The 23919-nt window shown below is 65.5% G+C and carries 15 protein-coding genes; 11 read left to right on the forward strand and 4 right to left on the reverse strand.

Going from position 1 to position 23919, the window contains the following annotated elements; all coding sequences use genetic code 11:
• Positions 1-132: 132 nt before the first annotated feature.
• Positions 133-1116 (forward strand): LysR family transcriptional regulator, encoded by a 984-nt coding sequence (locus tag FFY45_RS02240; protein WP_006451421.1) that lies wholly within the window; start codon positions 133-135, stop codon positions 1114-1116.
• Positions 1117-1965: 849 nt separating this feature from the next.
• On the forward strand, positions 1966-2247 hold the full coding sequence (locus FFY45_RS02245) for a hypothetical protein (protein ID WP_176339302.1): 282 nt from the start codon (positions 1966-1968) through the stop codon (positions 2245-2247).
• A gap of 444 nt (positions 2248-2691) precedes the next feature.
• On the opposite strand, the gene FFY45_RS02250 is transcribed toward FFY45_RS02245, so the two are convergent.
• Positions 2692-3885, reverse strand: coding sequence for a sensor histidine kinase (locus FFY45_RS02250; protein WP_176339242.1), 1194 nt, complete (start codon positions 3883-3885; stop codon positions 2692-2694).
• Positions 3886-4177: 292 nt separating this feature from the next.
• Here FFY45_RS02250 and FFY45_RS02255 point away from each other — a divergent pair, with 292 nt between their 5' ends.
• From FFY45_RS02255 to FFY45_RS02265, 3 genes are all read left to right on the forward strand, one after another.
• On the forward strand, positions 4178-4615 hold the full coding sequence (locus tag FFY45_RS02255) for a DUF2946 family protein (RefSeq protein ID WP_176339244.1): 438 nt from the start codon (positions 4178-4180) through the stop codon (positions 4613-4615).
• Positions 4616-4810: 195 nt separating this feature from the next.
• A complete protein-coding gene (locus FFY45_RS02260) occupies positions 4811-6811 on the forward strand; it encodes a TonB-dependent receptor (RefSeq protein ID WP_176339303.1) in 2001 nt (666 codons plus the stop codon).
• Positions 6811-8547 carry a PepSY-associated TM helix domain-containing protein gene (locus tag FFY45_RS02265; RefSeq protein WP_176339247.1) on the forward strand — a complete coding sequence of 579 codons (1737 nt, stop codon included), beginning with the start codon at positions 6811-6813 and terminating at the stop codon, positions 8545-8547. Before FFY45_RS02260 ends, FFY45_RS02265 begins: the two co-directional genes overlap by 1 nt.
• A 137-nt stretch (positions 8548-8684) precedes the next feature.
• Here the strand turns inward: FFY45_RS02265 and FFY45_RS02270 are convergent, their stop codons facing one another.
• From FFY45_RS02270 to FFY45_RS02280, 3 genes are all read right to left on the reverse strand, one after another.
• Entirely contained in the window at positions 8685-9410 is a 726-nt protein-coding gene (locus FFY45_RS02270) for a phosphoadenylyl-sulfate reductase (protein ID WP_115040836.1), read from the reverse strand.
• Positions 9407-11113 carry an assimilatory sulfite reductase (NADPH) hemoprotein subunit gene (cysI, locus tag FFY45_RS02275; protein ID WP_176339249.1) on the reverse strand — a complete coding sequence of 569 codons (1707 nt, stop codon included), beginning with the start codon at positions 11111-11113 and terminating at the stop codon, positions 9407-9409. Before cysI ends, FFY45_RS02270 begins: the two co-directional genes overlap by 4 nt.
• Positions 11114-11221: 108 nt before the next feature.
• Positions 11222-13069 carry an assimilatory sulfite reductase (NADPH) flavoprotein subunit gene (locus FFY45_RS02280; protein WP_176339250.1) on the reverse strand — a complete coding sequence of 616 codons (1848 nt, stop codon included), beginning with the start codon at positions 13067-13069 and terminating at the stop codon, positions 11222-11224.
• A 178-nt stretch (positions 13070-13247) separates the two neighbouring features.
• Between FFY45_RS02280 and cysD the strand changes: the two genes are divergently transcribed.
• The 6 genes from cysD (at position 13248) to FFY45_RS02310 (ending at position 23893) form a co-directional block, all read left to right on the forward strand.
• Positions 13248-14156: a sulfate adenylyltransferase subunit CysD gene (gene cysD / locus FFY45_RS02285; RefSeq protein ID WP_176339252.1), complete on the forward strand. Its 909-nt coding sequence runs from the start codon at positions 13248-13250 to the stop codon at positions 14154-14156.
• The gene (cysN, locus tag FFY45_RS02290) at positions 14156-16132 is read left to right on the forward strand and encodes a sulfate adenylyltransferase subunit CysN (RefSeq protein ID WP_176339254.1); all 1977 of its coding nucleotides are present in this window, start codon (positions 14156-14158) and stop codon (positions 16130-16132) included. Before cysD ends, cysN begins: the two co-directional genes overlap by 1 nt.
• A gap of 118 nt (positions 16133-16250) precedes the next feature.
• Positions 16251-17336 (forward strand): efflux RND transporter periplasmic adaptor subunit, encoded by a 1086-nt coding sequence (locus tag FFY45_RS02295; protein ID WP_176339256.1) that lies wholly within the window; start codon positions 16251-16253, stop codon positions 17334-17336.
• The gene (locus tag FFY45_RS02300; RefSeq protein WP_176339258.1) at positions 17333-20458 is read left to right on the forward strand and encodes an efflux RND transporter permease subunit; all 3126 of its coding nucleotides are present in this window, start codon (positions 17333-17335) and stop codon (positions 20456-20458) included. Before FFY45_RS02295 ends, FFY45_RS02300 begins: the two co-directional genes overlap by 4 nt.
• Before the next feature lie 273 nt (positions 20459-20731).
• Positions 20732-21052, forward strand: coding sequence for a hypothetical protein (locus FFY45_RS02305; RefSeq protein ID WP_176339260.1), 321 nt, complete (start codon positions 20732-20734; stop codon positions 21050-21052).
• Between the two features lie 147 nt (positions 21053-21199).
• Positions 21200-23893: a M1 family metallopeptidase gene (locus FFY45_RS02310; RefSeq protein ID WP_176339262.1), complete on the forward strand. Its 2694-nt coding sequence runs from the start codon at positions 21200-21202 to the stop codon at positions 23891-23893.
• Positions 23894-23919 lie beyond the last annotated feature (26 nt).

Here is a 23919-nt window from a genome sequence, read left to right on the forward strand (position 1 = left end):
CGTAACGCCGGCATATAGCCGTCGGAAATGACTTCATACACCCTGGAAATAGCGTTCGGTTATAAGCTGGTCCATAGAACTCCTCTACAGTCGAGTCCCTGTGGCGCCTCGCGCTTTTTTGGATATAAGCCCATGACGCTGACCCAACTTCGTTATCTGGTCGCCATCGCCGATGCCGAGCTGAACATCACGCTGGCCGCCGCGCGTGTGCATGCCACCCAGCCCGGTCTGTCCAAGCAGCTCAAACAGCTGGAGGACGAACTGGGCTTTCTGTTGTTCGTGCGCAAGGGGCGCAGCCTGGACGCGGTCACGCCGGCGGGGGTGGAGGTGATCGAGCGTGCGCGTTCGGTGCTGTCGGAAGCCAACAACATCCGTACCTATGCGGCCAACCAGCGCCGCGAGAGCCAGGGCCAGCTGACCCTGACCACCACCCACACCCAGGCGCGCTTCGTGCTGCCGCCGGCGGTGGCGCAGATCAAGCACGCCTATCCGCAGGTGAGCGTGCATCTGCAGCAGGCCGCGGAAAGTGCGGCGCTGGATCTGCTCAGCCAGGGCGATGCGGATATCGCGGTGGTCAGCACCGCCGGTGGCGAGCCGAGCGCCGGGATTGCGGTGCCGTTGTACCGCTGGCGTCGGCTGGTGATCGTGCCGCGCGGTCATCCGCTGGATCAGGCGCGTACCGCGCCGGACATGCAGGCGCTGTCGCAATACCCGTTGATCAGCTACGAGTCGTCCACGCGGCCAGGTTCGTCGTTGCAGCGGGCATTTGCGCAGGTCGGGCTGGAGCCGAGCATCGCGTTGACCGCGCTGGATGCGGACCTGATCAAGACCTATGTGCGTGCCGGCCTGGGCGTTGGCCTGGTGGCGGAGATGGCGGTCAGCGCCAACGACGAGGATCTGCGCGCCTGGCCGGCGCCAGCGCCCATTGCCGATTGCATCGCCTGGGCGGTACTACCCCGCGACCGCGTGCTGCGCGATTACGCGCTGGATCTGGTGCATGTGCTGGCGCCGCAGATCGACAAGCGCGATCTGCGCCGCGTGCTGGACGGCAACCAGGCGCCGAACTGGCCGCTGCCGCCGACCTGGGAGTCGCTGACCCAGACCATTACCAGCTGAGCGGCTGGCGACGGCCGCATGAGCGCTGGTTGAGCGGCTATCGAAGGCTGCATGCGTGCAAGTAGCTTCGGATGTTGTCGATGGCTGCAGAAAAAAACAAAGGCCTTACCTGCCGATCAGCTGCCGCGCGTCGACCAAACTTGATCACGACGTCTGCTGTGTTTGGGGGAGTGCTTCGGTCACTGAGGGGCGCTTGCGCGCGTACCAGCGTGGGACACGCCGCAAGTACGTCCATGTAGGCTCTTACGCGGCATCCATGCCGCGTAAGGTCCCACGCCGGTACGCGCGCAAGCACCACCAGGTGTTGTCGGTGGTTGAAGGAAAAACGGTGTCTGGCTCACTGGCCCTTCTTCGGATCATGACCTCACAGTGGCGAAACGATGGATTGATGCCAACCACATCGACTGCAGAAATCTACTGTGGAACCCGCAAGCATTATGCGTACCTGAAATCATTGCTTGCCCATCAGCAGCCGCAAAGAGTGGAAGCGTGGTGCCGTATCCGGGTGCGGGACCGTGTGGCGGCATGGATGCCGCCACCGAGCCTACATGGACGTACTTGCGGCGTGTCCCGCTCCCGGATGCGGCACCGCGCATCGACTATCGCCGCTCACGGTGCCTGCCAGTTTTACGCGAATGCTCCGGTCACTGAGGGCGCTTGGGCGCGTACCAGCATGAGACACACCGAAAGTACGTCCACGTAACAACTGCATCATGCTGGTATCAGCGTTCGGAATCGGTAGGGACTGTTCGTACACTGCAGTCTGCGCGCGGGGTATACCAATTCCGGTTTGCTATGCGCGCGATCTCCGTTTGCCACTGTGAGGCGCTGTAACCGATGACCGAGCGATTGACCGAGCCACTGCGTCCGCCTCTCAGCCGGCTGTGGTCGCCCGACCAGGACGGCGGCATGTCGTTGCAGCTGTCGGCCAACCTCGACGGCCGCGAGCATGCGTTGCTGACGGTACTGGCCGACCCGCACGACGAAGCGTTATGGGTGGCAGTGCAGGCCGGCGACACCCAGGTGCAGATTCCGCTGGCGGTGCTGCGTCAGCTGTTGGAGGTCGCAGCCGAAGAGGTGCATTCGGCCGAGTGGTTTGCGCGGCAGGATGCGGCCGAACCTGAGCTTTGACGGCCTCATCTGTCGCGCGCGTGGATGCTGCACTGCAACGTACGTGGTTGCGAAAATCTCAATGCGATCAATAGCCTGCGCGCAGGCTCACACTAACCCGGAAATACGCTGTCAGTGATTCTCCCTACACGTGTCAGGGCCGCCGGATCGGCGTCATCGGTCCGTATCAAGTTGCGCGCTGCGCTGTCGTAAATCCTTATAGCAACCATAACGCGACACTTTCGGACGTCTAGGGGTGGACGGCGCAGGACCGGCGATGCAGTGATCGCATGGCCGGTGTGTTTGGCGGTGTCGTCGAGGGGTTGCCAGCGCTGTCGCATCACCATTGCGCGAGGCTGCGCGATGGCGCACCCGGGTCCCTGGGGAGAGACCTGGCGTGCTTGGCGGCGGATCCGGGTCGGGAGCCCGGGTCCGCCTTTTTTTATGCGCGACGCATTGCCGCGCTCAGGCCAGCGGGATGCGCACCGAGAAACAGGTACCGCCTGCCGGGCGTGGGCGCACATCCACCTCGCAGTCCAGGGTTTCGGCAGTGCGGTGCACGATCCATAGACCGATGCCCAGCCCTTCGCTGTTCGGATCCGCCTGGCGAAACGCCTGGAACACCTGTTCGGGGTGGTCCAGGTTCAGGCCGATGCCGCTGTCGATGATTTCCACCTCGGCATAGCCGGGGCGGCGGCGCACGCCGACCAGCACGCGTCCGCGTTCGGTGTACTTGACCGCGTTGCCGACCAGGTTGCCGATCAGCGTGGTCAGCAGCGTGGCGTGGCTGCGCACGCGCAGCGAAGTGGGCACGTGGCGCAAGGCCAGGCATTTGTCGCTCGCCGGCTGCCGCCACACGCCGAGGACCGCGTGCAGCACGTCTTCCAGTGCCAGCGGCTGCAGATCCGGGGTGGAGCTCTTGCTCGCGGCGGCCAGTGTGGCCAGTTCGTCGAGGCTGCGTGCCACCACGCCGATCGCATCGCGTGCGGTGACCAGGGTGGGAATGGAATCGACATTGGCGTGCCGGCGCATCTTGTCGATGGCATAGGCCGCAGTGCGCAGCGGGGTTTTCAAGTCGTGCCCGGCGATCGCCATCAGTCGGCTGCGATAGCGGTCGGACTCTTCGGCAGTCTGCAGCGCGCGGCGCAGTTCCAGCTGCGCCATGGTCTGGCGTGCCAGTGCTCGCAGCGCTTCGACCTGTTCGTCAGTGAGTTGACGCGGTTGCCGGTCCAGCACGCAGACCGTGCCCAGCGACAGGCCTTCGCTGGTCTTGAGCAACGCACCGGCATAAAACCGCAGTGGCACCTCGCCGGTGACCAGCGGGTTGCGTGCAAAGCGGATGTCTTCGCGCGTGTCGGGCACTACCAGCACGTCGTTGTCGAGCAGCGCATGCGCGCACATCGACTTGAACAGCGGCGTCTCGCGCTCGCCCATGCCGCGCTCGCTCTTGAACCATTGGCGGTCGGCGTCCACCAGGCTGATCAGCGCGATCGGGGTCTGGCAGATGATCGAGGCCAACCTGGTGATGTCTTCGAATGCCGCCTCGCGCGGCGTATCGAGAATGCCGTAGCTGCGCAGCGCCTGCAGGCGCAACGCTTCGCTCGCTGGTTTGGGCGCGCAGGGAAGGGGCTCAGCCGCTGAATCGAACAAGACGCTCATGCGCGCGCAGAATTAATTGGATAAGCGACAAGCATAGGGCATGGCAGGGGCTGGCATGTGGGTGCGATCACGCTCGTGGATGGAACTGTGACTGCCGGCCCCGACAGTGGAGGGGCGGCGTTTTGGTTTGTTTGCGATGTCGTGACGCAAATTGCGGGGTGTGTTGCGGCGGAGCAACGATCAGTACTGAAGAGGTCGCGACGACTCGAGGGTGCGACATCCGGGTGCGACATCCGGTCGCGCACCGGCCGCAAGCATCGCCGCGCGGTAGGCGGCGGTTTACACTCGCGCGATGCGTTCGTTCCGTCATCACCGTTGGCTGCATCTGCTTGCCTGTCTGGCGGTGGCGCTGATGCTGGTGGCGCCGCTGATCAGCCGTTGGAGCCAGGCGCAGTCGGTCGAACCGATGTGCATGAGCGGGCCGGCATTGGACGCAGGCGGGTCGGTGCACGCAGGCCACCAGGCCATGCCGGCGCAGACTGCCGCGCATCATCACGACAGCGCCGCGTCGCCAGCCAAGCCGCAAACCGGCGAACACGCTGCCGGCATGCACGGCGAAGCTTGCGATTACTGCGTGCTGGCTGCGCGGCTGCTGCCGTGGCTGGCGCTGCTGGTGCTGTGTCTGCTGCAACTCCGGTCGGCGCCGGCGCCCATGCACACCCATGCACGGGCGTGGTCGGTCGTGCGCTGGGCCGCACTCGGGGCACGTGGGCCGCCGCTGCACGCGTGAGTCTGGCCCCATCGCGGGCGTCCGCTGCGTTGTGTTGATTGCACGCCTGGTCTTCCGGCGTGCCCGCCTGCCGCTGCATGGACGGCCCGCTTTCCTGAAGTGATGCCTGTGCCCGCTGCTATGCCGCGGCGCGTGGCGGTGTTGCCGTGCCGGCACGGCGAAGGGTTGGTCATGCGTCTGCGGTTATTGAAAACGATGTGGTATGCGCCGTCGTTGGCGTTGGTGTGGTGGCCTGCCTGCCAGGTGCAGGCACAGGATGCGGCGTTGACGCTGGGCAAGGTGCAGGTGAGCCAGACCCAGCGCAGCCCGAACACGGCGCGCGTGCTGAGTTCGGTGGATGTGATCGGCGGCGAGCTGCTGCACGATCAGCACGTGGATTACAGCTGGGAGCTGCTGATGCGCGCGCCGGGTGTGCAGGTCACCCAGTTCCGCATGGGCACCGATGCGGGGCGGTTCTCGTTTCGTGGCTTCAACGGCGAGGGACGGATCAATGCAGTGAAGCTGCTGATCGACGGCATCCCCAGCAACGACAATGCCGGTGGCATGCCGTATCTGGACGCGGTGTTTCCGCAGGACATCAGCGCGATCGAGATCGTGCGCGGTACCAACGATGCGCGCTACGGTCTGAATGCGATTGCCGGCAGCGTGGACGTGCTGACCCGCACCGGCGGTAACGATGGCCGTTTGAGCGTGACGGCCGGCAGCTTCGGTGCGCGCGAGGTGCAGCTGGGCAAGGGCTTCGAACATGGCGCATGGAGCCAGAACTATGTACTGGCGTGGCGCGATTCCGATGGCTATCGCGACCATGCCGAGGCGCGTAAGCGTAGCGTGGCCGGCAAGTGGTTCTACACCGACCCGGATGCTGCGTTCCGCGCCGGGCTTACCACGCGTTACTACGACAATCATGCGCTGGAAGCGGGCTATCTGGATGCGGCCAGCGCGCGTACGGCGCCGCGCAGTTCGCCAGGTTATGCGCAGGACGATCGCAGCGAACGCCAGCTACGGCAGACCGCATTGCATGCGGACGGCACGCTGGGCGCCGATGCGCAGTGGAGCGCGAAGGCCTATCAAAACGACTATCGCAATCGGCGTTGGGTGCGGTTTTCCGCAGCCGGCCTGCAGCAGGAACGCGATACCGACGAAACCCATCGCGGCCTGCTATTGCGTGGCAATTGGCAGCCGGATTGGGGCGCGCTGAGCGCCAACCTGGAAGCCGGCGTGGATGCGCAGTGGCAGGACAACCAGTCGCAGCGTTACCGCACCGTGGCGCGCGTGCGCGGTGCGCAATTGCGCGATTGGGATTACGACCTGCGCACACGCGGAGCTTATGTGCAGGCGGTGCTGACACCGATCGAGCGCCTGCAGGTGGTGCCGGGCTATCGCATCGACCGCGTCGATGGGCAGCTGCACGATGTGCGCGCGGGCCTCTACGCGCCCACCTACGACTACGGCACCATCAAGCAGCCCAAGTTCAGCGCCAGCTATCGGCTTGTCGGGCAGAGCAGCATGTACGCCAATTGGGGCCGCAGCTTCCAGATCGGCAGCGGCGATGGTGCATATCGTCGCCAGCCCGGCAATCTAGGCCCATCGATCAACGATGGCTGGGAGGCCGGTTTCAAGTTCGCTCCATCGGCTGTAATGGACGGGCGCCTGGCGTATTGGGAACAGCGCGCGTCCGGTGAAGTCGCCACTATTCTGGGAGTGAATGGCGTGGCCGGTGTCGGCGATGTGGCCAACGTGGGGCGCACGCTGCGGCGCGGCTGGGATGCGCAACTGAATCTGCAGCCGGCCGAACACTGGCGGGCCTGGCTGTCGTATTCGCGGCAGAAGGCCAGCATCGCTACACCCGATCCGAGCGCACCGGCCACGCGCGGCAAGGAGATCGAAAACGTGCCGCACTGGTTGGCGACTGCCGGGCTGGAATGGCAACTCACTTCGGCTGTGCAGCTCAGCGCCTGGGGCAATGCGCAAGGCGACTATTATCTGGAGCGCAGCAATACGCTGGGCCGCACCGGTGGTTACGCCCTGCTCAATCTGGGCGCGCGCTGGAACGTGGATGCGCGCAATGCGCTCAGCCTGCAGCTGCGCAACGTGACCGATCGTGCGTATGTGTACGCGTGGTACGACACCGGAAGTTCCGGTTATTCGCCGGGCGACGGGCGTGCGTTGTCGCTGTCCTGGGATTGGAGCTTCTGATGCGCGTATCGACTGCTCAGGGTGCTGGTGCCGAGCTGCGTCAGGACAGCCGCTGGCGCTTCTATCGCGCGGTATGGCGCTGGCATTTCTATGCCGGCTTGCTGGTGCTGCCTTTCATCATCTGGCTGGCGCTGACCGGTGCAGCGTTTCTGTATCAGGACGCGATCGATCGCAGCGTGCACCACGGGTTGAAAGTCGTGCCGGTGGGCGCGCTGCGCGTGTCTGCGCAGCAATTGGTCGATGCGGCGCAGCGCAGCGATGGCGGCACCTTGTTCCGTTACACCACGCCGAGTCGTGCCGATGCCAGCGCTGAGATCGGGTTGGTCGATGCGCACGGCATGCGGCGAGTGGTCTATGTCGATCCGTACCGCGCACGCGTGCTCGGTACGCTACCCGAGCATGGCACCCTGGGCTGGACGATTCGTCGGCTGCACAGCCTGGAGTTGATCGGGCCGTTTGCGCGCGGGTTGATCGAAATGGCGGCCGGCTGGGCGATCGTGCTGGTGCTGACCGGTATGTATCTGTGGTGGCCGCGCGGGCGACGCGGCGGGGTGTTGAGCGTGCGCGGCAAGCCGGCGCAACGGCTGTTCTGGCGCGATCTGCATGCGGTCACCGGGGCGAGTGTGGGCGCGGTGTTGCTGTTCCTGGCGCTGACCGGCATGCCGTGGTCGTGGCTGTGGGGCGCGCAGGTCAATCGCTGGGTCAATGGGCATGATTTCGGGTATCCGGCTGGGCTGCGGGTACAGCAGCCGATGTCGCAGCAGCGGTTGACCGAGACGACCGATCCGGCATGGTCGTTGCGGCAGGCGCGTGTGCCGGAGTCTGTTGTGCCTGGGCGTGGAGTTGTTGCGCGGCATGAGCAGGCGGGTGGGTTGCAGGTGAGTGCAGTGCGTGCTGCCGACCCTCACCCCAACCCCCGCTCCGCGCCCCGGCCCGCGCTAGCAGCGCGGGCGCTCCAAGGCACGCGCGCCAGTGGCGCGCAAGCCGTGCCTTCTCGCCCCGCGGGGAGAGGGGCTAGTCAGCGTGCTTCTGATGCAAATCCTGTAGAGCACTCAGAGCACTCAGGCCTGCCGGGGGACTCACAGCACTCAAGCCACTCGGCGCAACACGCGCACTCGACGCAACACGCGCACTCGACGCAACACGCGCACTCGACGGACAGCGAGCACGCGGCTCACGGTGGCGCGGGCAGTGTCGCTGCGCCGGGACGCGGGGCGCTTGGGCTCGATGCGGCGATGGCGCGCTTCGATGCGCTCGGCATCGTGCCGGGCTACAGCATCTCGCCGCCGCGTGGCGCCACTGGCGTGTACACCGCCTCGGTGTATCCGGCCGACCTGCAACGGCAGCGCGTTATCCATCTGGATCAGTACAGCGGTGCGGTGCTGCTGGACATGACCTATCGCGATTACGGGCCGATAGGGCGCGCGCTGGAATGGGGCATCAACGTGCACCTGGGCCAGCAATACGGCACGGCCAATCAGTTGATCCTGTTGCTGGCATGCGCGGCGATCGTGTTGTTGTGCGTGAGCGCTGCGGTGATGTGGTGGAAGCGTCGCCCGGCCGGCAGGCTGGGCGTTCCGCCGCTGCCGGCCGAACCACGCACGCTGCGCGGTCTGATGCTGCTGCTGGCGATCTGCGGGCTGATCTTCCCGCTGGTCGGATTCTCGTTGCTGCTGATGTGGCTGTTTGATCGCTACTGGATGCAGCGCGATCAAACTGGCGTCGCAGCGCCATGAGGGTCGGCATGTCTGCGGCTGCATCGCGCTGAGCATTCGCTGCGGCGAGGCCTTACTTCTTGGGATGGCCAGCAGAAACATTCAGCGCGCCACAGCGCTTGAAATTACCGCGAAGAAATCACGACGGGGTGTAGTGCTCAGATGTCCTCGTGAATGCCGCACTCGCGCTTCAATCCGAAGAAACGCGTGTCTTCTTCGCGCATACCCGGTTCCCAGCGGCGCGTGGTGTGGAAGTCGCCGATCGACACGTAGCCTTGCTCCCACAGCGGGTGATACGGCAGATCGTGTGCCTGCAGGTATTGCCACACGTCGCGATCGGTCCAGTCGGCGATCGGGCTGACCTTGTAGCGCTCGCCGCGCTTTTGCACGATCGGCGTCTGCGCGCGGCCGCCGGACTGGCTGCGGCGCAGGCCGGTGAACCAGGTGCCCACATTGAGCTCGTCCAATGCGCGCCGCATCGGCTCGACCTTGCGCAGGTTGTTGTACTGGTCGATGCCGACCATGCCCTGTTCCCACAGGCGACCGTGGCGCGCTTCCATCCAGGCACGGCTGACCAACGGGCGATACACCTTGAGATTGAGCTTGAGCCGGTCGGCCAGCGCGTCGGCAAACCGGTAGGTTTCCGGGAACAGGTAACCGGTATCGATCAGGATCACCGGAATGTCCGGGCGCTGCTGGGTGAGCAGGTGCAGGGTAACTGCCGACTGCGCGCCGAAACTGGACGACAGCGCCGCGTCCTGCGGGCCGTGTTGCAGTGCCCAGGCCACGCGCTCGTCGGCACGCAGGGCTTCCAGCTGCGCATTGAGCGCGTCCAGGTCGTCCAGCGCGGAAGGTGCGATCGATGCAACAGGCAGCGCGGTCATGCGAGCAATTCCAGGTCGAGGTGACGGTGGGTGGGGTAGGGCGGCAGGGCGATCAGGCCGCTGCGATGCAGAAAGTCGCCGAAGCCTTCGTCGCCGGCCTGGTCGCGTTCGGCCGCATAGCGCGCCAGCAGCGGTTCGAGTGCGGCGAGTATGTCCGCTTCGGTGATGTTCTCGCGATACAGCGTGTTCAGACGCTGGCCACGGCGATCGCCGCCCAGCATCAGGTTGTAGCGACCGGGCGCCTTGCCCACCAACGCGATCTCGGCCAGATACGGGCGCGAGCAGCCGTTGGGGCAGCCGGACAGGCGCAGCACGATCGGGGTGTCGGCCAGTCCGTGCTGTTCCAGCAACGGTTGCAAGGCCGCGCTGAAGTCGGGCAGATACCGCTCTGCCTCGGCCATCGCCAGGCCGCAGGTGGGCAGCGACACACAGGCCATCGCGCCGCGTGCCAGTGCGGTGGGCGCGCGATTGCCGGCATCCAGACCGTACTGCGCAACCAAGGCATCGACGCGTGCGCGCTCGCTGGCCAGCACACCGGCAATGACCAGATTCTGGTTGGGCGTCATGCGAAACTCGCCGACGTTCAACTGCGCAATCGCACGCAGGCCGCTCAGGTGGGCGGCGCTTTCGGTATCGGCGATGCGCCCGGCCGGCAGCGACAGGGTCAGATGCCACAGCCCGTCTTCGCCTTCGACCCAGCCGTAGCGATCGCCGTTGTGTTCGAAGGCGAACCGCTGCGCCGGCTGCAGCGCGAAACCGGCGCGGCGTTCGATCTCGGCCACGATGGTGCCCAGACCATGATCGTCGATGGTGTACTTGAAGCGCGCGCGTTTGCGCACTGCGCGATTGCCGAAGTCGCGCTGCGTGGTGACCACGGCGGTTGCGAGATCCAGTAACTGATCGCGGGTGACAAACCCAATGACATTGGCCACGCGCGGCCAGGTTTCCGCATCGCCATGGCTGGCGCCCATGCCGCCGCCGATGCTGACGTTGTAGCCGAGCAATTGGCCCTCGCGCAGGATGGCGATAAAGCCCAGATCGTTGGCGAACACGTCCACATCGTTGAGCGGCGGCGCGGCGAAGCCGATCTTGAACTTGCGCGGTAGATAGCGGTCGCCGTAGATCGGTTCTTCTTCGCTGCCGGAGCCGGAGACGCGCTCTTCGTCCAGCCAGATTTCGTAGTACGCACGCGTATTCGGCAGCAGATGCTCGGACACGCGCGCAGCATCGGCATACAGCGTGGCATGCGCCTGCGACAGCAGCGGATTGGCCGCGACCTGCACATTGCGATTGACATCGCCGCAGGCGGCCAGCGTATCGATCAAGGTCGCATTGATCGCCTGCATGGTCGCCTTGAGTTCGCGCTTGATCACGCCATGGAACTGGAATGCCTGGCGCGTGGTGATGCGCAACGAATGATTGGCATACCGCGTGGCGATGCTATCCAGCGCCAGCCACTGCGTGGGCGAGATCACCCCGCCCGGCGTGCGCGTGCGGATCATGAACTGATACGCCGGTTCGAGCTTCTGCCGACGCCGCTCATCGCGGATATCGCGATCATCCTGCTGGTAGCTGCCGTGGTACTTGATCAGGGTCTGATCGTCCTCACGCAACGCACCGGTCACCGCATCGGCCAGGCTCTGTTCCAGCGACCCGCGCAGACGACGGCTTTCGGATTTGATGTCTTCGACGGAGTGAGTCATGGGAATCGGGAGTCGGGAATGGGGAATCGTAAAAAGCGGCTTGGTCTGCCAGGAAAGGTCAGTTGCGGGCTGTTCCGATTCCCGATTCCCCAATCCCGATTCCCGGCTCTAATAGACATCGCGCGCATACCGCCCCTCCACCTGCAGCTGGGTGAGATACGCAGCTGCGGCTTCGGCATCGAGTGCGCCGTGGGTGGCGACGATGTCGAGCAGGGCGGCGTGCACGTCCTTACCCATGCCGATGGCGCCGCACACATACACATGCGCGCCGCCTTGCAACCAGGCGTAGACCTCGGCGCCGCGTGCGCGCAGGCGGTGTTGCACGTAGATTTTTTCGGCCTGGTCGCGCGAGAACGCCACTTCTAATGCATGCAGTTCGCCGCGCTGCAGGGCCTGCTGCCATTCGGCCTGATACAGGAAATCGGTATTGAAATGCTGGGCGCCGAAGAACAGCCAGTTACGGCCCTTGGCGCCGGTTTCGGCGCGTTCCTGCACGAAGCCGCGGAACGGTGCCACGCCGGTGCCCGGGCCGATCATCAGGATGTCGCGATCGGGGTCGGCCGGCACGCGGAAGCGTTCGTTCGGCTCGACGTAGACCGGTGCGGTGTCACCTTCGCGCAGGGCGGCAAGAAAGCCGCTGGCCGAGCCCAGATGCGCGTGGCCGTGCGCCTGGTAGGTGAGTTCGTCCACGACCAGATGCACTTCCTCGCCCACGCACTTGCGGCTGGAGGCGATCGAGTACAGGCGTGGGGTGAGCGGACGCAGGGCGGCCAGCAGGCCGCCATGGTCCCAATCCGCCGGCCAGCGTCGCAGCACGTCGATCAACTGGTGATCGGAGAGCAACGACGCCAGGCCGGCAGTCTGGGTCGGGGTGAGCAGCGTCTGCAGCTCCTCGGCGCGCGCACGCTCGGCATGTGCGGCCAGCAGCGGCCGCGACAGTTTAGTGAGTTCGCGCCGGGTGGCAAGCCACTCGTTCAAGGCCAGAGTCTCTTCGCCAATGGTGACCGCGGCATGACCATCCAGGCGCAGCGTCTGCAGCACTGCATCCACCAGTGCGGGCGGATTGCGATGACGGATGCCCAGCGCATCGCCGGGCTCGTAGCTCAGCCCGCTGCCTTCCAGCGAAAATTCCAGATGACGCACGCGCTTGACGGGCAGTGCATAGACGCGAAATTGCGGGCCTTTGAAGTCGCGCCCGCTGATGATCTGGTTGGCCAGCACCTCTGCAGCGAACGGGTGCTGATGCGACCACACTGCTGCGGCCGCGCTGCTGCGCAATGGCGTGATGGTGGCCGAAGGCGGGCCACTCTTGAGGTGCTCGCGTGCGTGCGTGAGTGCCTGCGCACGCCAGGGCGCGGCGACGCTGTCGATATCCAGATCGGCTTCGCCACGCGGCTGCACACGGCTGCCGCCGAGTTCGGCCAGGCGCTCGTCGATGCGGCGCGCAATGCCGCAAAAATCCGCGTAGCTGGAATCGCCCAGCCCCAGCACCGCGTACTTGAGCTCGGGCAGCTTGGGCGCGCGCCGGCTGGCCAGAAATTCGACCAGCCCGATCGCATCGTCCGGCGGGTCGCCTTCGCCCTGGGTGCTGATCACTACATACAACAAGCGTTCGCTGGCCAACTCGCGGGTGGGGTAGGTGTCGGCGCGCAGCAGGCGCACGCTCAAGCCCGCCGCCTCGGCCTCGGCGGCCAGTTGCTCCGCTTCGCGGCGGGCATTGCCGGTCTGGCTGCCGTACAGCACGGTCAGGCGCTGGCTCGCTTGCGCGATCGCGTGGGGCTGGCCGCCCGGCAGGACCGCGAGCGAGCGCGGCGGCTGGCCTTGTGCCAGCCCGGCGGTGTAACCAGACAGCCACCACAGTGACGCAGAATCCAGGCCGTCCACCAACCGTTCCAGCAGCGCCTTGCGCTCGTCGGGCAAGGGGCTGGGCGGTAGCGCGGAACTGGCGGCGGTCATTTGGATCCGGGGGCGTTGATGAGACCAGTGATGTTATGGAAACGTTGCGGCGGCCAGAAAGGATGAGCCGTTATCGCGTTATGCCGGCCGCTTATTTGGGTGCGGGCTGCCTGCGCCACACACTGCGGCGCCTTGCCCTACCATCGGCTGGTCTGCCCGCCGACGCCACGACACCCCGATGACTCTGCAGCCCCTGTCTCACCTCGACCGGCTCGAGGCCGAAAGCATCCACATCCTGCGCGAAGTCGCCGCCGAGTTCCGGGCCCCGGTGGTGCTGTATTCGGTGGGCAAGGACAGTTCGGTGCTGCTGCATCTGCTGCTCAAGGCATTTGCGCCATCGCCGCCACCGATTCCGTTGCTGCACGTGGACACGCGCTGGAAGTTCGGCGAGATGATCGCCTTCCGCGACCGCCGTGCGGCCGAGACCGGCGTGGACCTGCGCGTGCACATCAACCCGGACGGCATCGCGCAAGACATCGGCCCGATCAGCCATGGCGCGGCGGTGCACACCGACATCATGAAAACCCAGGGCCTGAAGCAGGCGCTGGAGCAGGGCGGCTTCGATGCGGCCATTGGTGGTGCGCGCCGCGACGAGGAGAAATCGCGCGCCAAGGAGCGCGTGTTCTCGTTCCGCAATGCACGCCACCGCTGGGACCCCAAGAATCAGCGCCCCGAGTTGTGGAATCTCTACAACGCGCGCACCAAACCGGGCGAAAGCGTGCGCGTGTTTCCGCTCTCCAACTGGACCGAGCTGGATATCTGGCTGTACATCTACCGCGAGGCCATTCCGGTGGTGCCGCTGTATTTCGCCGCACCGCGCCCGGTGGTGGAGCGCGACGGCGCGTGGATCATGGTCGACGACCATCGCCTGCCCTTGCATGAAGGCGAAACACCGCAGCTACGCTCGGTGCGCTTCCGCACGCTGGGCTGCTATCCGCTGACCGGCGCGATCGAATCCACCGCCGACACGCTGGAAGCGGTGATCGCCGAGATGCTGGTCAGCACCAGCTCCGAGCGCCAGGGCCGCATGATCGATCATGCGCCGGGTGCATCGATGGAGCAGAAAAAGCTTGAGGGGTATTTCTGATGGGCAGTGATTCGGGAGTGGGGATTGAAGATTCGCAACAGCGGTTCGCCGTGGACGGAACGGGGGAAGCAGCTGCCTTTGCCAATCCCCATTCCCCACTCCCGACTCCCGGCGCTATTAGCGCCTACCTGCATCAACACGAATCAAAGCCGCTGCTGCGCTTCATCACCTGCGGCAGCGTGGATGACGGCAAAAGCACGTTGATCGGGCGATTGCTATACGACAGCAAGCGCTTGTTCGACGACCAGCTCGCAGCACTGGAAAGCGATAGCCGCCGGCACGGCACGCAGGGCGAGGGCATCGACTATGCGTTGTTGATGGATGGCCTGGCCGCCGAGCGCGAGCAGGGCATCACCATCGATGTGGCGTATCGCTATTTCGATACCGACCAACGCAAGTTCATCGTCGCCGATTGCCCCGGGCATGAGCAGTACACGCGCAATATGGCCACCGGCGCATCCACCGCCGATGTCGCGGTGGTGCTGGTGGATGCGCGTAAGGGGTTATTGGCGCAGACTCGCCGGCACAGTTACATCGTGTCGTTGCTGGGCATCCGGCATGTGGTGCTGGCGGTCAACAAGATGGATCTGGTGGACTACGACGCACAGGTATTCGCCGAGATCGCCGATGCCTATCGCGTGCTGGCCGCGCAGCTGGGCATTGCCGATGTGCAGTGCATTCCGCTATCGGCACTGGATGGCGAAAATCTGTCCAGCGCCTCGACGCGGATGCCGTGGTACAGCGGCCCGCATCTGTTGCAGCATCTCGACACCGTGCACGTGGAGACGCCGGAAGCCGGCAGCGGGTTCCGCTTGCCGGTGCAGTGGGTCAATCGTCCCAACCAGCATTTCCGTGGCTATGCCGGCACCATTGCGGCCGGGCAGGTGCGGGTTGGCGATGCGGTGGTGGTGGTCCCCTCCGGGCGCCGCACGCAGGTGGCATCGGTGCTGGATGCCAATGGCGAGGTGGACAGCGCGCGCGCTGGCCAGGCGGTCACGCTGACCTTGCGCGAGGAGATCGACATCAGCCGTGGCGACATCATCGCTGCCGTCGACGATCCGCCGGAAGTGGCCGACCAGTTCGCCGCGCATCTGCTGTGGATGGACGATGCCGCGTTGCTGCCGGGCCGCCCGTACTGGCTCAAGATCGGCACGCGCACGGTCACAGCGAGCATTAGCGAGATCAAGCACAAGGTCGATGTGAACACGCAGGAGCGGCTGGCCGCCAAGCGGCTGGAGCTCAATGAGGTGGGCTACTGCAATCTGGCGCTGGATGAGCCGATCGCGTTCTCGCCGTATGCGCGCAACCGCGTGCTGGGCGGTTTCATCCTGATCGACCGGCAGAGCAATGCCACCGTGGCCGCCGGCACGCTGGAGTTTGCGCTACGCCGCGCCGGCAATGTGCACTGGCAGCATCTGGATGTGGATCGCGCCGCGCGTGCGCGCATCAAGGGCCAGACCCCGCGCGTGCTGTGGTTCACCGGCTTGTCGGGCGCGGGCAAATCCACCGTTGCCAATCTGGTCGACAAGCGGCTGCATGCGCTGGGCTATCACACCTTCATCCTGGACGGCGACAACGTGCGCCACGGGCTCAACCGCGATCTGGGTTTCACCGACGAAGACCGCGTGGAAAACATTCGTCGCGTGGCCGAGGTGGCGCGGCTGATGGCCGATGCCGGCCTGATCGTGCTGGTGAGCTTCATCTCGCCGTTCCGCGCCGAGCGGCAACTGGCGCGCGAGCGCTTCGACGCCGGGGAATTCGTCGAAGTGTTTGTGGACGTTCCACTCGAGGTCGCCGAGGCGCGCGATGTGAAGGGGCTGTACCGCAAGGCGCGGGCCGGGCAGATTCCCAACTTCACCGGCATCGATTCGCCCTATGAGGCGCCGGAGTCGCCGGAGGTCCATCTTCACGCCGATGGTGAGAATGTAGAGGCGCTGGCGCGCCATGTACTCGAGTTTCTTGAATTGGAACGTTGACCAGCGCATCGCGCTGACGACGGCAAGGGTCTTTGGTCATGGTGCAAAGCACGCCTTTCTGTCAACACCCTGGCGGCTAGGTCGTTAAACTTTCGACGTACCTCGCCAGGATGTTCTGATGCTTGTTCTGCCCAGCGCGCGCTTTGGCGCCGCGCTCTTCTTGGCCGCTGCGTTGGCCGGTTGCGGTCGCCAGGCTGCGGCGCCTGCCGTTGCAAAGCCCATCCCGGTCTCGGTGCAGGCGGTGGCCACCCAACCCTGGAACTCGACCGTGCAGTCGATCGCCACCGTGCGTGCGCGCGAATCGGTGGCGCTGACCGCCGCGGTGAGCGATGTGGTGGAGCAGGTCAATTTCGACAGTGGCGATGAGGTCAAGGCCGGGCAGTTGCTGTTGCGCCTGCGTGGCAATTCGCAGCAGGCGGCGCTGACGGCCGCGCAGGCCACCTTCGAAGAAACCGATCAGCTGTACCGGCGTCAGTTGAGTCTGGTTGGCCAGCAGCTGGTGGCCAAATCCACTGTCGATACGCAACGCGCGCTGCGCGATGCGGCGCAGGCGCGCGTGCAGCAGATGCGCGCAGAGATCACCGACCGCGAAGTGCGCGCGCCGTTTTCCGGCGTGCTCGGCATCCGCCAGATCAGCCCCGGCTCGTTGATCACCTCGAGCACGGTGATCGCCACGCTGGACGATGTGGCGCGCATGTACGTGGACTTTCAGGTGCCGGAATCGCAGTTCGGCCTGGTGCAGCTCGGCAATACCGTCAATGGCACGGCGGCGGCGTATCCGGGCGCGCAGTTCGAAGGTGTGGTGGCGGCGATCGATTCGCGCATCGACGAGACCACGCGCTCGGTGACGGTGCGGGCGGATTTCCCCAATAGCGATCGCCGGCTGCGGCCGGGCATGTTGCTGGATGTGCGGCTGTTTCAGCCATCGCGCGAGGCGGTGGTGATTCCGGAGATTGCAGTGGTGCAGGTGGGGCGCGAGTCCTACGTGTTCCGGGTCAAGCCCGACAGCAGCGTGGAGCGCGCCGATGTGCGGCTGGGCGAGCGCCGCGATGGCAAGGTGGAAATTCTGGAAGGGGTCAAGGCTGGTGAGCGCATCGTGGTGGATGGCACCGGCAAGCTGCGTCCGGGCTTGAAGGTGGTCGATCAGGCCGCACCCGTGCCTGCATCGACATCTGCAGTGGCGCCCACGCAGGCAGCGCGATGAAACTCTCCGATCTGTCCATTACCCGCCCGGTGATGGCGGTGGTGATGAGCCTGTTGCTGATCGTGCTGGGGGTGATGTCGTTCACCCGGCTCACGCTGCGCGAGTTGCCGGCGATCGACCCGCCCATCGTCTCGGTGGATGTGGAATACACCGGCGCTTCGGCGGCGGTGGTGGAAAGCCGCATCACCCAGGTGCTGGAAGATGCGCTCGCCGGTATCGAAGGCATCGAGACCATCGAGGCGCGCAGCCGCAATGGCTCCTCGGATATCAGTATCGAGTTCGTGCAGTCGCGCGATGTGGAAGCGGCCGCCAACGATGTGCGCGATGCGGTCAGCCGCGTGTCCGATCGCATGCCGGACCAGGCGCGCCCGCCGGAAATTTCCAAGGTCGAAGCCGACGCCGACCCCATCCTGTGGCTCAACATGAGCTCCAGCACGATGGACACGCTGCAGCTGTCCGACTACGCCGAGCGCTATGTGGTGGACCGCTTCTCCAGCCTGGACGGCGTGGCGCAGGTGCGGATCGGCGGACGCCAGCGCTATGCGATGCGCATCTGGCTGGACCGCGATCAACTGGCCGCGCGCGAACTCACCGTGGCCGATGTGGAAGCGGCGCTGCAGAACGAAAACGTCGAGTTGCCGGCCGGCAGCATCGAATCAGCGCAGCGCGATTTCACCTTGCGCGTGGAGCGCAGTTATCTCAAGCCCGAAGACTTCGCAAAGTTGCCATTGAGCAAGGGCGAGGGCGGCTATGTGGTGCGGTTGGGCGACGTGGCCAAGGTCGAGCTGACCTCGGCCGAGCGACGCGCCTATTTCCAGAGTAACGGCGTGCCCAATGTGGGCCTGGGCATCGTGCGCAACTCCACCGCCAACGCGCTGGACGTGGCACGCGAAGCGCGTGCGCAGGCCGAAGAAGTGCAGAAGTCGCTGCCGCAGGGCACCAACATCTTCGTCGCCTTCGACACCACCACTTTCATCGATGCGGCGGTAGAGCGCGTGTACCACACGCTGATCGAAGCGGTGGTGCTGGTGCTGGTGGTGATCTGGGTGTTTCTGGGCAGCGCACGTGCGGCCTTGATTCCGGCAGTGACGGTGCCGGTGTGTCTGATCGCCGCCTTCATCGCGCTGTACGCGTTCGATTTTTCGATCAACCTACTGACCTTGTTGGCGCTGGTGCTGTGTATCGGCCTGGTGGTGGACGATGCCATCGTGGTGGTGGAAAACATCCAGCGCCGCATCGACCTGGGCGAGCCGCCGCTGGTGGCCGCCAAGCGCGGTACCGGGCAGGTGGCGTTTGCGGTGATCGCGACCACTGCGGTGCTGGTGGCGGTGTTTTTGCCGGTGGGCTTTCTGGAAGGCAATACCGGGCGCCTGTTTCGCGAGCTGGCGGTGGCGTTGGCAGCGGCGGTGGCGATCTCGGCGTTCGTGGCGCTGACGCTGACGCCGATGATGTCGTCCAAGTTGTTGCGCTCGCACGGGCAGGCCAAACCCAATCGCTTCCATCGCTGGTTCGATGGCCGCATGCAGGCGGTGTCCGGCGCGTATGGGCGCTCGCTGGAGCGGCATGTGCATCGCACCTGGATCTTCGCGCTGCTGATGCTGCTGGCGCTGGGCGCCAGCGCGTGGTTGATGAGCCGCATTCCCTCGGAGCTGGCACCGGCCGAAGACCGCGGCAATTTCCAGATCATGATCGATGGGCCCGAGGGCGCCGGCTTCGATTACACCGTGGGGCAGATGCATCAGGTCGAAGCGATCCTCGGCCCCTACGTGGGACCGGACAAACCCATCGTGCGTGCCAACCCGCGCGTGCCCGGCGGTTTTGGCAGCAGTGAGGAAATGCACACCGGCCGCGTCAGCGTGTTCCTGCAGGATTGGGAAAAACGTACGCGCCCCACCACCGAAGTGGCCGACGAACTGCAGCAGAAACTCAACGTGCTCAGCGGCGTGCGTGCGCGCACGCAGGTGAGCGGTGGGTTGGTGCGCAGCCGCGGGCAGCCATTCCAGTTGGTGCTGGGCGGGCCGGATTATGCCGAGATCGCGCAGTGGCGCGATCGCATCCTGCAGCGCATGGAAGCCAATCCCGGCCTGGTCGGTCCCGACTCCGACTACAAGGAAACCCGCCCGCAGATGCGCGTCAATATCGATCGTCTGCGCGCCGCCGATCTGGGCGTGCCGGTGACGGCGATCGGTGGAGCGCTGGAAGCGATGATGGGCTCGCGCCGCGTGACGACCTTCGTCGAAAACGGCGAGGAATACGACGTGATGCTGCAGGCCGGCCGCGAAGGCCGCATGGCGCCGGAAGACCTCACCGCCATCCGCGTGCGTTCGATCCGTGGCGAGCTGATTCCGTTGTCCAACCTGGTCACGCTGAGCGAAGTGGCCGAAGCCGGCACCTTGAATCGCTTCAATCGTTTGCGTGCGATCACCATCAGTGCCGGCCTGGCGCCGGGCTACCCGCTCGGCGATGCGATCGCCTGGGCGCAGCAGACCGCACGCGAAGAATTGCCCGAGTACGCGCAGGTGGACTGGAAGGGCGAATCGCGCGAATACCAGCAGTCCGGCAGCGCGGTGCTGCTGACCTTCGGCATGGCCTTGCTGGTGGTGTATCTGGTGCTGGCCGCGCAGTTCGAAAGCTTCGCCCATCCGTTGGTGATCATGCTCACCGTGCCGCTGGCGGTGCTGGGTGCTTTGGTCGGTTTGTGGCTCACCGGTGGCACGCTCAATTTGTTCAGTCAGATTGGCATCGTGATGCTGGTGGGCCTGGCCGCCAAGAACGGCATCCTGATCGTGGAGTTCGCCAATCAGCTGCGCGATGAGGGCCGTAGCGTGCATGAGGCGATCGTGGAATCGGCATCGGTGCGTTTGCGCCCGATCCTGATGACCTCGATCGCCACCGTGGTCGGCGCGATTCCGCTGGTGGTGGCCGGCGGCCCTGGCTCGGCCAGCCGCGCCACCATCGGTGTGGTGGTGATCTTCGGCGTGTCGCTGTCTACGCTGTTGTCGCTATATGTGGTGCCGGCGTTCTACAGTTTGATCGCGCCATACACCAAGTCGCCCGAAGCGGTGGCACGCGAGCTGGAGACCCTGGAGGCGCAGACGCCGTCGGTAGGCGGGCATGCCTGAGTGATACCGGTAGCGGGTGCTGCCGGTTGTCGAAGACGCGGGGATGCTGCGGCATCGGTGTTGATCGCTGCGTGCGCATGCGCCTGCAGCGCAAACAAAACCCAAACATCGGGGCGCACGCTGGGTCCATCGAGCGCATCAGCGCAAGGCCAGCATCATTGACGCAATGACGCAGGGCAGCCCCGGCGCCTTGCCGGGAGTGTCTTCGCAACGGCCCGCAGCACTGCCGCGTGATCGAGCCAGACGCCGCAATCCAGTCCAGGAGCGCATGCGATGCAGACACTGCCTTTCGCCAAGGGCGATCCATCCGCACTGCGGGCTGCCGGGGGGCACGCCGCGCAGGCGTATTGTCCGCATTGCGGTGCGTCGCGCGCTGGCAATCTCGCTACACGCGCTGCAACACCGGGCACAGCACAACTGCCCGACACCACTGCGGTAGCACCTGCGCAGCCAGCCACGCACCAGCAACGCTCGGGCGAACCACCGCAACACATCGCTCCATGGCAGTGCCCGATCCTGCGCGCGGCCCTGCTCGGCACCATTGCGCTGGTGCTGCTGGTCGTGGATATGTTCGTGCTGTGGCCGGTGCCGTAGACCGCGCCAACTGGCTTGGCGCCATTGCGTGGCTCAGCGCTCGCACGCACCTTTACCAACGCGCCAAGCGCGCGCAATGACTAAGGTCACATGACAGTCATGCCCGGCTGTGGTCGACTTCGGCGGTTACCCTGACCGGAATTGCCGATGCGTCGTTTTGCCTGCCTGCTTGCTCCCTCTCTCCTTGCGCTGTGCTGCGGCACCGCGCTGGCGCAATCCTCCGGCGAGCCGGTCCCCAACGGCCGGCTGCCGGCCTGGGCGGTGCCCGAGCGCTACAGCCTGTCGTTCAAGATCGACCCGGACCAGACCGAGTTCAGCGGCCGCACCAGCATCCGCGTGCAGCTCAAGCAGGCGTCCGATCACCTCTGGCTGCATGGCAAGGAATTGAAGGTCAGCAAGGTCACGATCACGCCGGCCAAGAGCAAGGGCAAAGGCAAAGGCAAGCCGCTGACCGCACGCTACGTGGAAGCCGATGCGCAGGCCGGTGTGGTGCGCCTGGACTTCGGCCGCACGCTGCAGCCGCAGACGCTCACCGTGGACATCGTCTATAGCGCGCCGCTCAATCAGCAGCTGCAGGGCCTGTATCAGGTGAAGTACCAGGGCCAGGCCTATGCGATGACGCAGATGGAGCCGATCAGCGCACGCTACGCGTTCCCCGGTTTCGACGAGCCCGCGTTCAAGACCCCGTTCGACCTCAGCCTGACCGTGCCCACCGACGACCAGGCACTGGCCAACACCATCGCCACCTTGACCAAGCCGGCCGGCAAGGGCTGGAAGACGGTGATCTTCGCCCCGACCGTGCCGCTGCCGACCTATCTGGTGGCCTACGCCGCCGGCCCGTGGGACGTGGTGGACGTGCCGGCCATGCCGGCCACCCCGCAGCGCCCCAACGCCACGCCGTTGCGTGGCATCGCCGCCAAGGGCCAGGGCCCGCGCATCACCCCGGCACTGGACCAGACCCCGGCGATCATCGCCGCGCTGGAGGACTACTACGCCTTCGGCTATCCGTTCGACAAGCTCGATCTGGTCGCCGCCCCGGATTTCAGCGCCGGTGCGATGGAAAACCCTGGCTTTGTCACCTTCCGCGACTGGCTGCTGTTGCTGGACAAGGAGTCGCCGGCAGAGAACGTGCAGCGCTCCTTCAACACCAACGCGCATGAGCTGGCCCACCAATGGACCGGCGATGCGGTCACCATGGAGTGGTGGGACGACCTGTGGTTGAACGAAGCGTTTGCCACCTGGATGCAGCAGAAGATCACCATGCAGCTGCACCCGGAATACCGCGCCAATCTGGACCGCATCACCGGCGCACAGCACGCCATGGACAACGACAGCCTGGTCAGCGCGCGCAAGATCCGCCAGCCGATCACCGGCAACGGCGATATCGAAACCGCCTTCGACGGCATCACCTATCAGAAGGGTGCGGCAGTGCTGGCGATGTTCGAAGCCTTCGTCGGCGAAGACGTGTTCCGCGAAGGCATGCGCGCCTATATCGCCAAGCACAAATTCGGCAGCGCCACCGCCGACGATCTGGTCGATGCGATCGCCGAGGCCGCCGGCAAGGGTGAGGATTTCAAGGCCGCATTCCGCAGCTTCCTCAATCAGCCGGGCGTGCCGTATCTGCAGACCCAGGTTGCGCGCGAAGGCGGCAAGACCGTGGTCAAACTGCAGCAGCAGCGCTACCTGCCGCTGGGCTCCACCGGCTCCACCGCGCAGCAATGGGGCGTGCCGGTGTGCGTGAAATACGGCAAGGGCAAGAACCAGGTCGGCACCGCCTGCCAGATGCTCGAAGACGGCAGCGGCAGCATCGTGCTGGAAGGCGCCGGCAAGAACACCTGGGTGTTCCCGAACGCGCGCGGCGCAGGCTATTATCGTTTCAGCCTGCCGAAGAAACAGCTGGCCGCGCTCGGCAAGCAGATCGGCCAGCTCGACGAAAACGAACAGCTCGCCTATGCCGATGCGATCGATGCGGCTTACCGCCATGGCGATGCCGATAGCGACGCCGTGCTGGCAGCACTCAAGCAATTGGCGCCGTCCGCATCGGCCGATGTGTCTACTGCGCTGCTCAATCGCTTTGTGTGGATCTGGCGTTACCAGGCCACCACCGAGGCCCAGCGCGGAGCACTGCGCAAGGCGGCCGAACAGGCGTATTTGCCGCGTCTGCAGCAGTTGGGTTACACGCGGCGTAGCGGCGAATCGATCGACGACACCACGCTGCGCGCGTCGCTGGCCGGCCTGTTCGCGCTGCGTCTGCAGAACACGCAAGTGCGCAACGCGCTGCTCGCGCAAGGCGATGCGGTGCTGGCCGGCGGCAACGGCGCACTGGACTTCTCCAAGGCCAATCCGGATCTGCTCGGCACCGTGCTGGCAGTGACCGCACAGGAACGTGGTGCGCCCGCCGTGCAGGCGTTGATCGGCGCATTGCGCACGCACGCCGACCCTGCGCAGCGCAACGCCATGATCACCGCACTGGGCACGGTGCAGGACCCGGCATTGCTCAAGCAGGCGCGCGACTTCGCGCTCACCGATGCGATCAAGGTCGGCGAGATGAAGGGCTTGCTGTCGCGCGGGCACAGTTACCAGAGCTCGCACGATTCGATGTGGCCGTGGTTCACCGCCAATTTCGACCGCATCGTGCAGCGCAGCGGTTCGTTCGACGGCGGCGGTTTGCCGGGAATGGGCGCCACCGGCGGCTGCAGCGTGGAAGAAGCCGACCGCCTGGATGCGTTCTTCAAACCGCGCCTGGCCAAACTCAGCGGCGCCGACCGCGGCCTTGCACAGACCGGCGAAACCATCCGCCTGTGCGCCGCACTGAAGCAGGCGCAAACCGCCAAGCGCTGAGTTGCAGCGTGCGGCCCGGGTGCGCA

This window comes from Xanthomonas hortorum (genome assembly GCF_011305375.1).
Taxonomy (GTDB): Bacteria; Pseudomonadota; Gammaproteobacteria; order Xanthomonadales; family Xanthomonadaceae; genus Xanthomonas; species Xanthomonas hortorum_E.

Coding starts and splice junctions, on each gene's coding strand:
- FFY45_RS02240 (WP_006451421.1), top strand. CDS start 133: ATGACGCTGACCCAACTTCGTTATCTGGTCGCCATCGCCGATGCCGAG.
- FFY45_RS02250 (WP_176339242.1), bottom strand. CDS start 3,885: ATGAGCGTCTTGTTCGATTCAGCGGCTGAGCCCCTTCCCTGCGCGCCC.
- FFY45_RS02255 (WP_176339244.1), top strand. CDS start 4,178: ATGCGTTCGTTCCGTCATCACCGTTGGCTGCATCTGCTTGCCTGTCTG.
- FFY45_RS02260 (WP_176339303.1), top strand. CDS start 4,811: ATGTGGTATGCGCCGTCGTTGGCGTTGGTGTGGTGGCCTGCCTGCCAG.
- FFY45_RS02265 (WP_176339247.1), top strand. CDS start 6,811: ATGCGCGTATCGACTGCTCAGGGTGCTGGTGCCGAGCTGCGTCAGGAC.
- FFY45_RS02270 (WP_115040836.1), bottom strand. CDS start 9,410: ATGACCGCGCTGCCTGTTGCATCGATCGCACCTTCCGCGCTGGACGAC.
- cysI (WP_176339249.1), bottom strand. CDS start 11,113: ATGACTCACTCCGTCGAAGACATCAAATCCGAAAGCCGTCGTCTGCGC.
- FFY45_RS02280 (WP_176339250.1), bottom strand. CDS start 13,069: ATGACCGCCGCCAGTTCCGCGCTACCGCCCAGCCCCTTGCCCGACGAG.
- cysD (WP_176339252.1), top strand. CDS start 13,248: ATGACTCTGCAGCCCCTGTCTCACCTCGACCGGCTCGAGGCCGAAAGC.
- cysN (WP_176339254.1), top strand. CDS start 14,156: ATGGGCAGTGATTCGGGAGTGGGGATTGAAGATTCGCAACAGCGGTTC.
- FFY45_RS02295 (WP_176339256.1), top strand. CDS start 16,251: ATGCTTGTTCTGCCCAGCGCGCGCTTTGGCGCCGCGCTCTTCTTGGCC.
- FFY45_RS02300 (WP_176339258.1), top strand. CDS start 17,333: ATGAAACTCTCCGATCTGTCCATTACCCGCCCGGTGATGGCGGTGGTG.
- FFY45_RS02305 (WP_176339260.1), top strand. CDS start 20,732: ATGCAGACACTGCCTTTCGCCAAGGGCGATCCATCCGCACTGCGGGCT.
- FFY45_RS02310 (WP_176339262.1), top strand. CDS start 21,200: ATGCGTCGTTTTGCCTGCCTGCTTGCTCCCTCTCTCCTTGCGCTGTGC.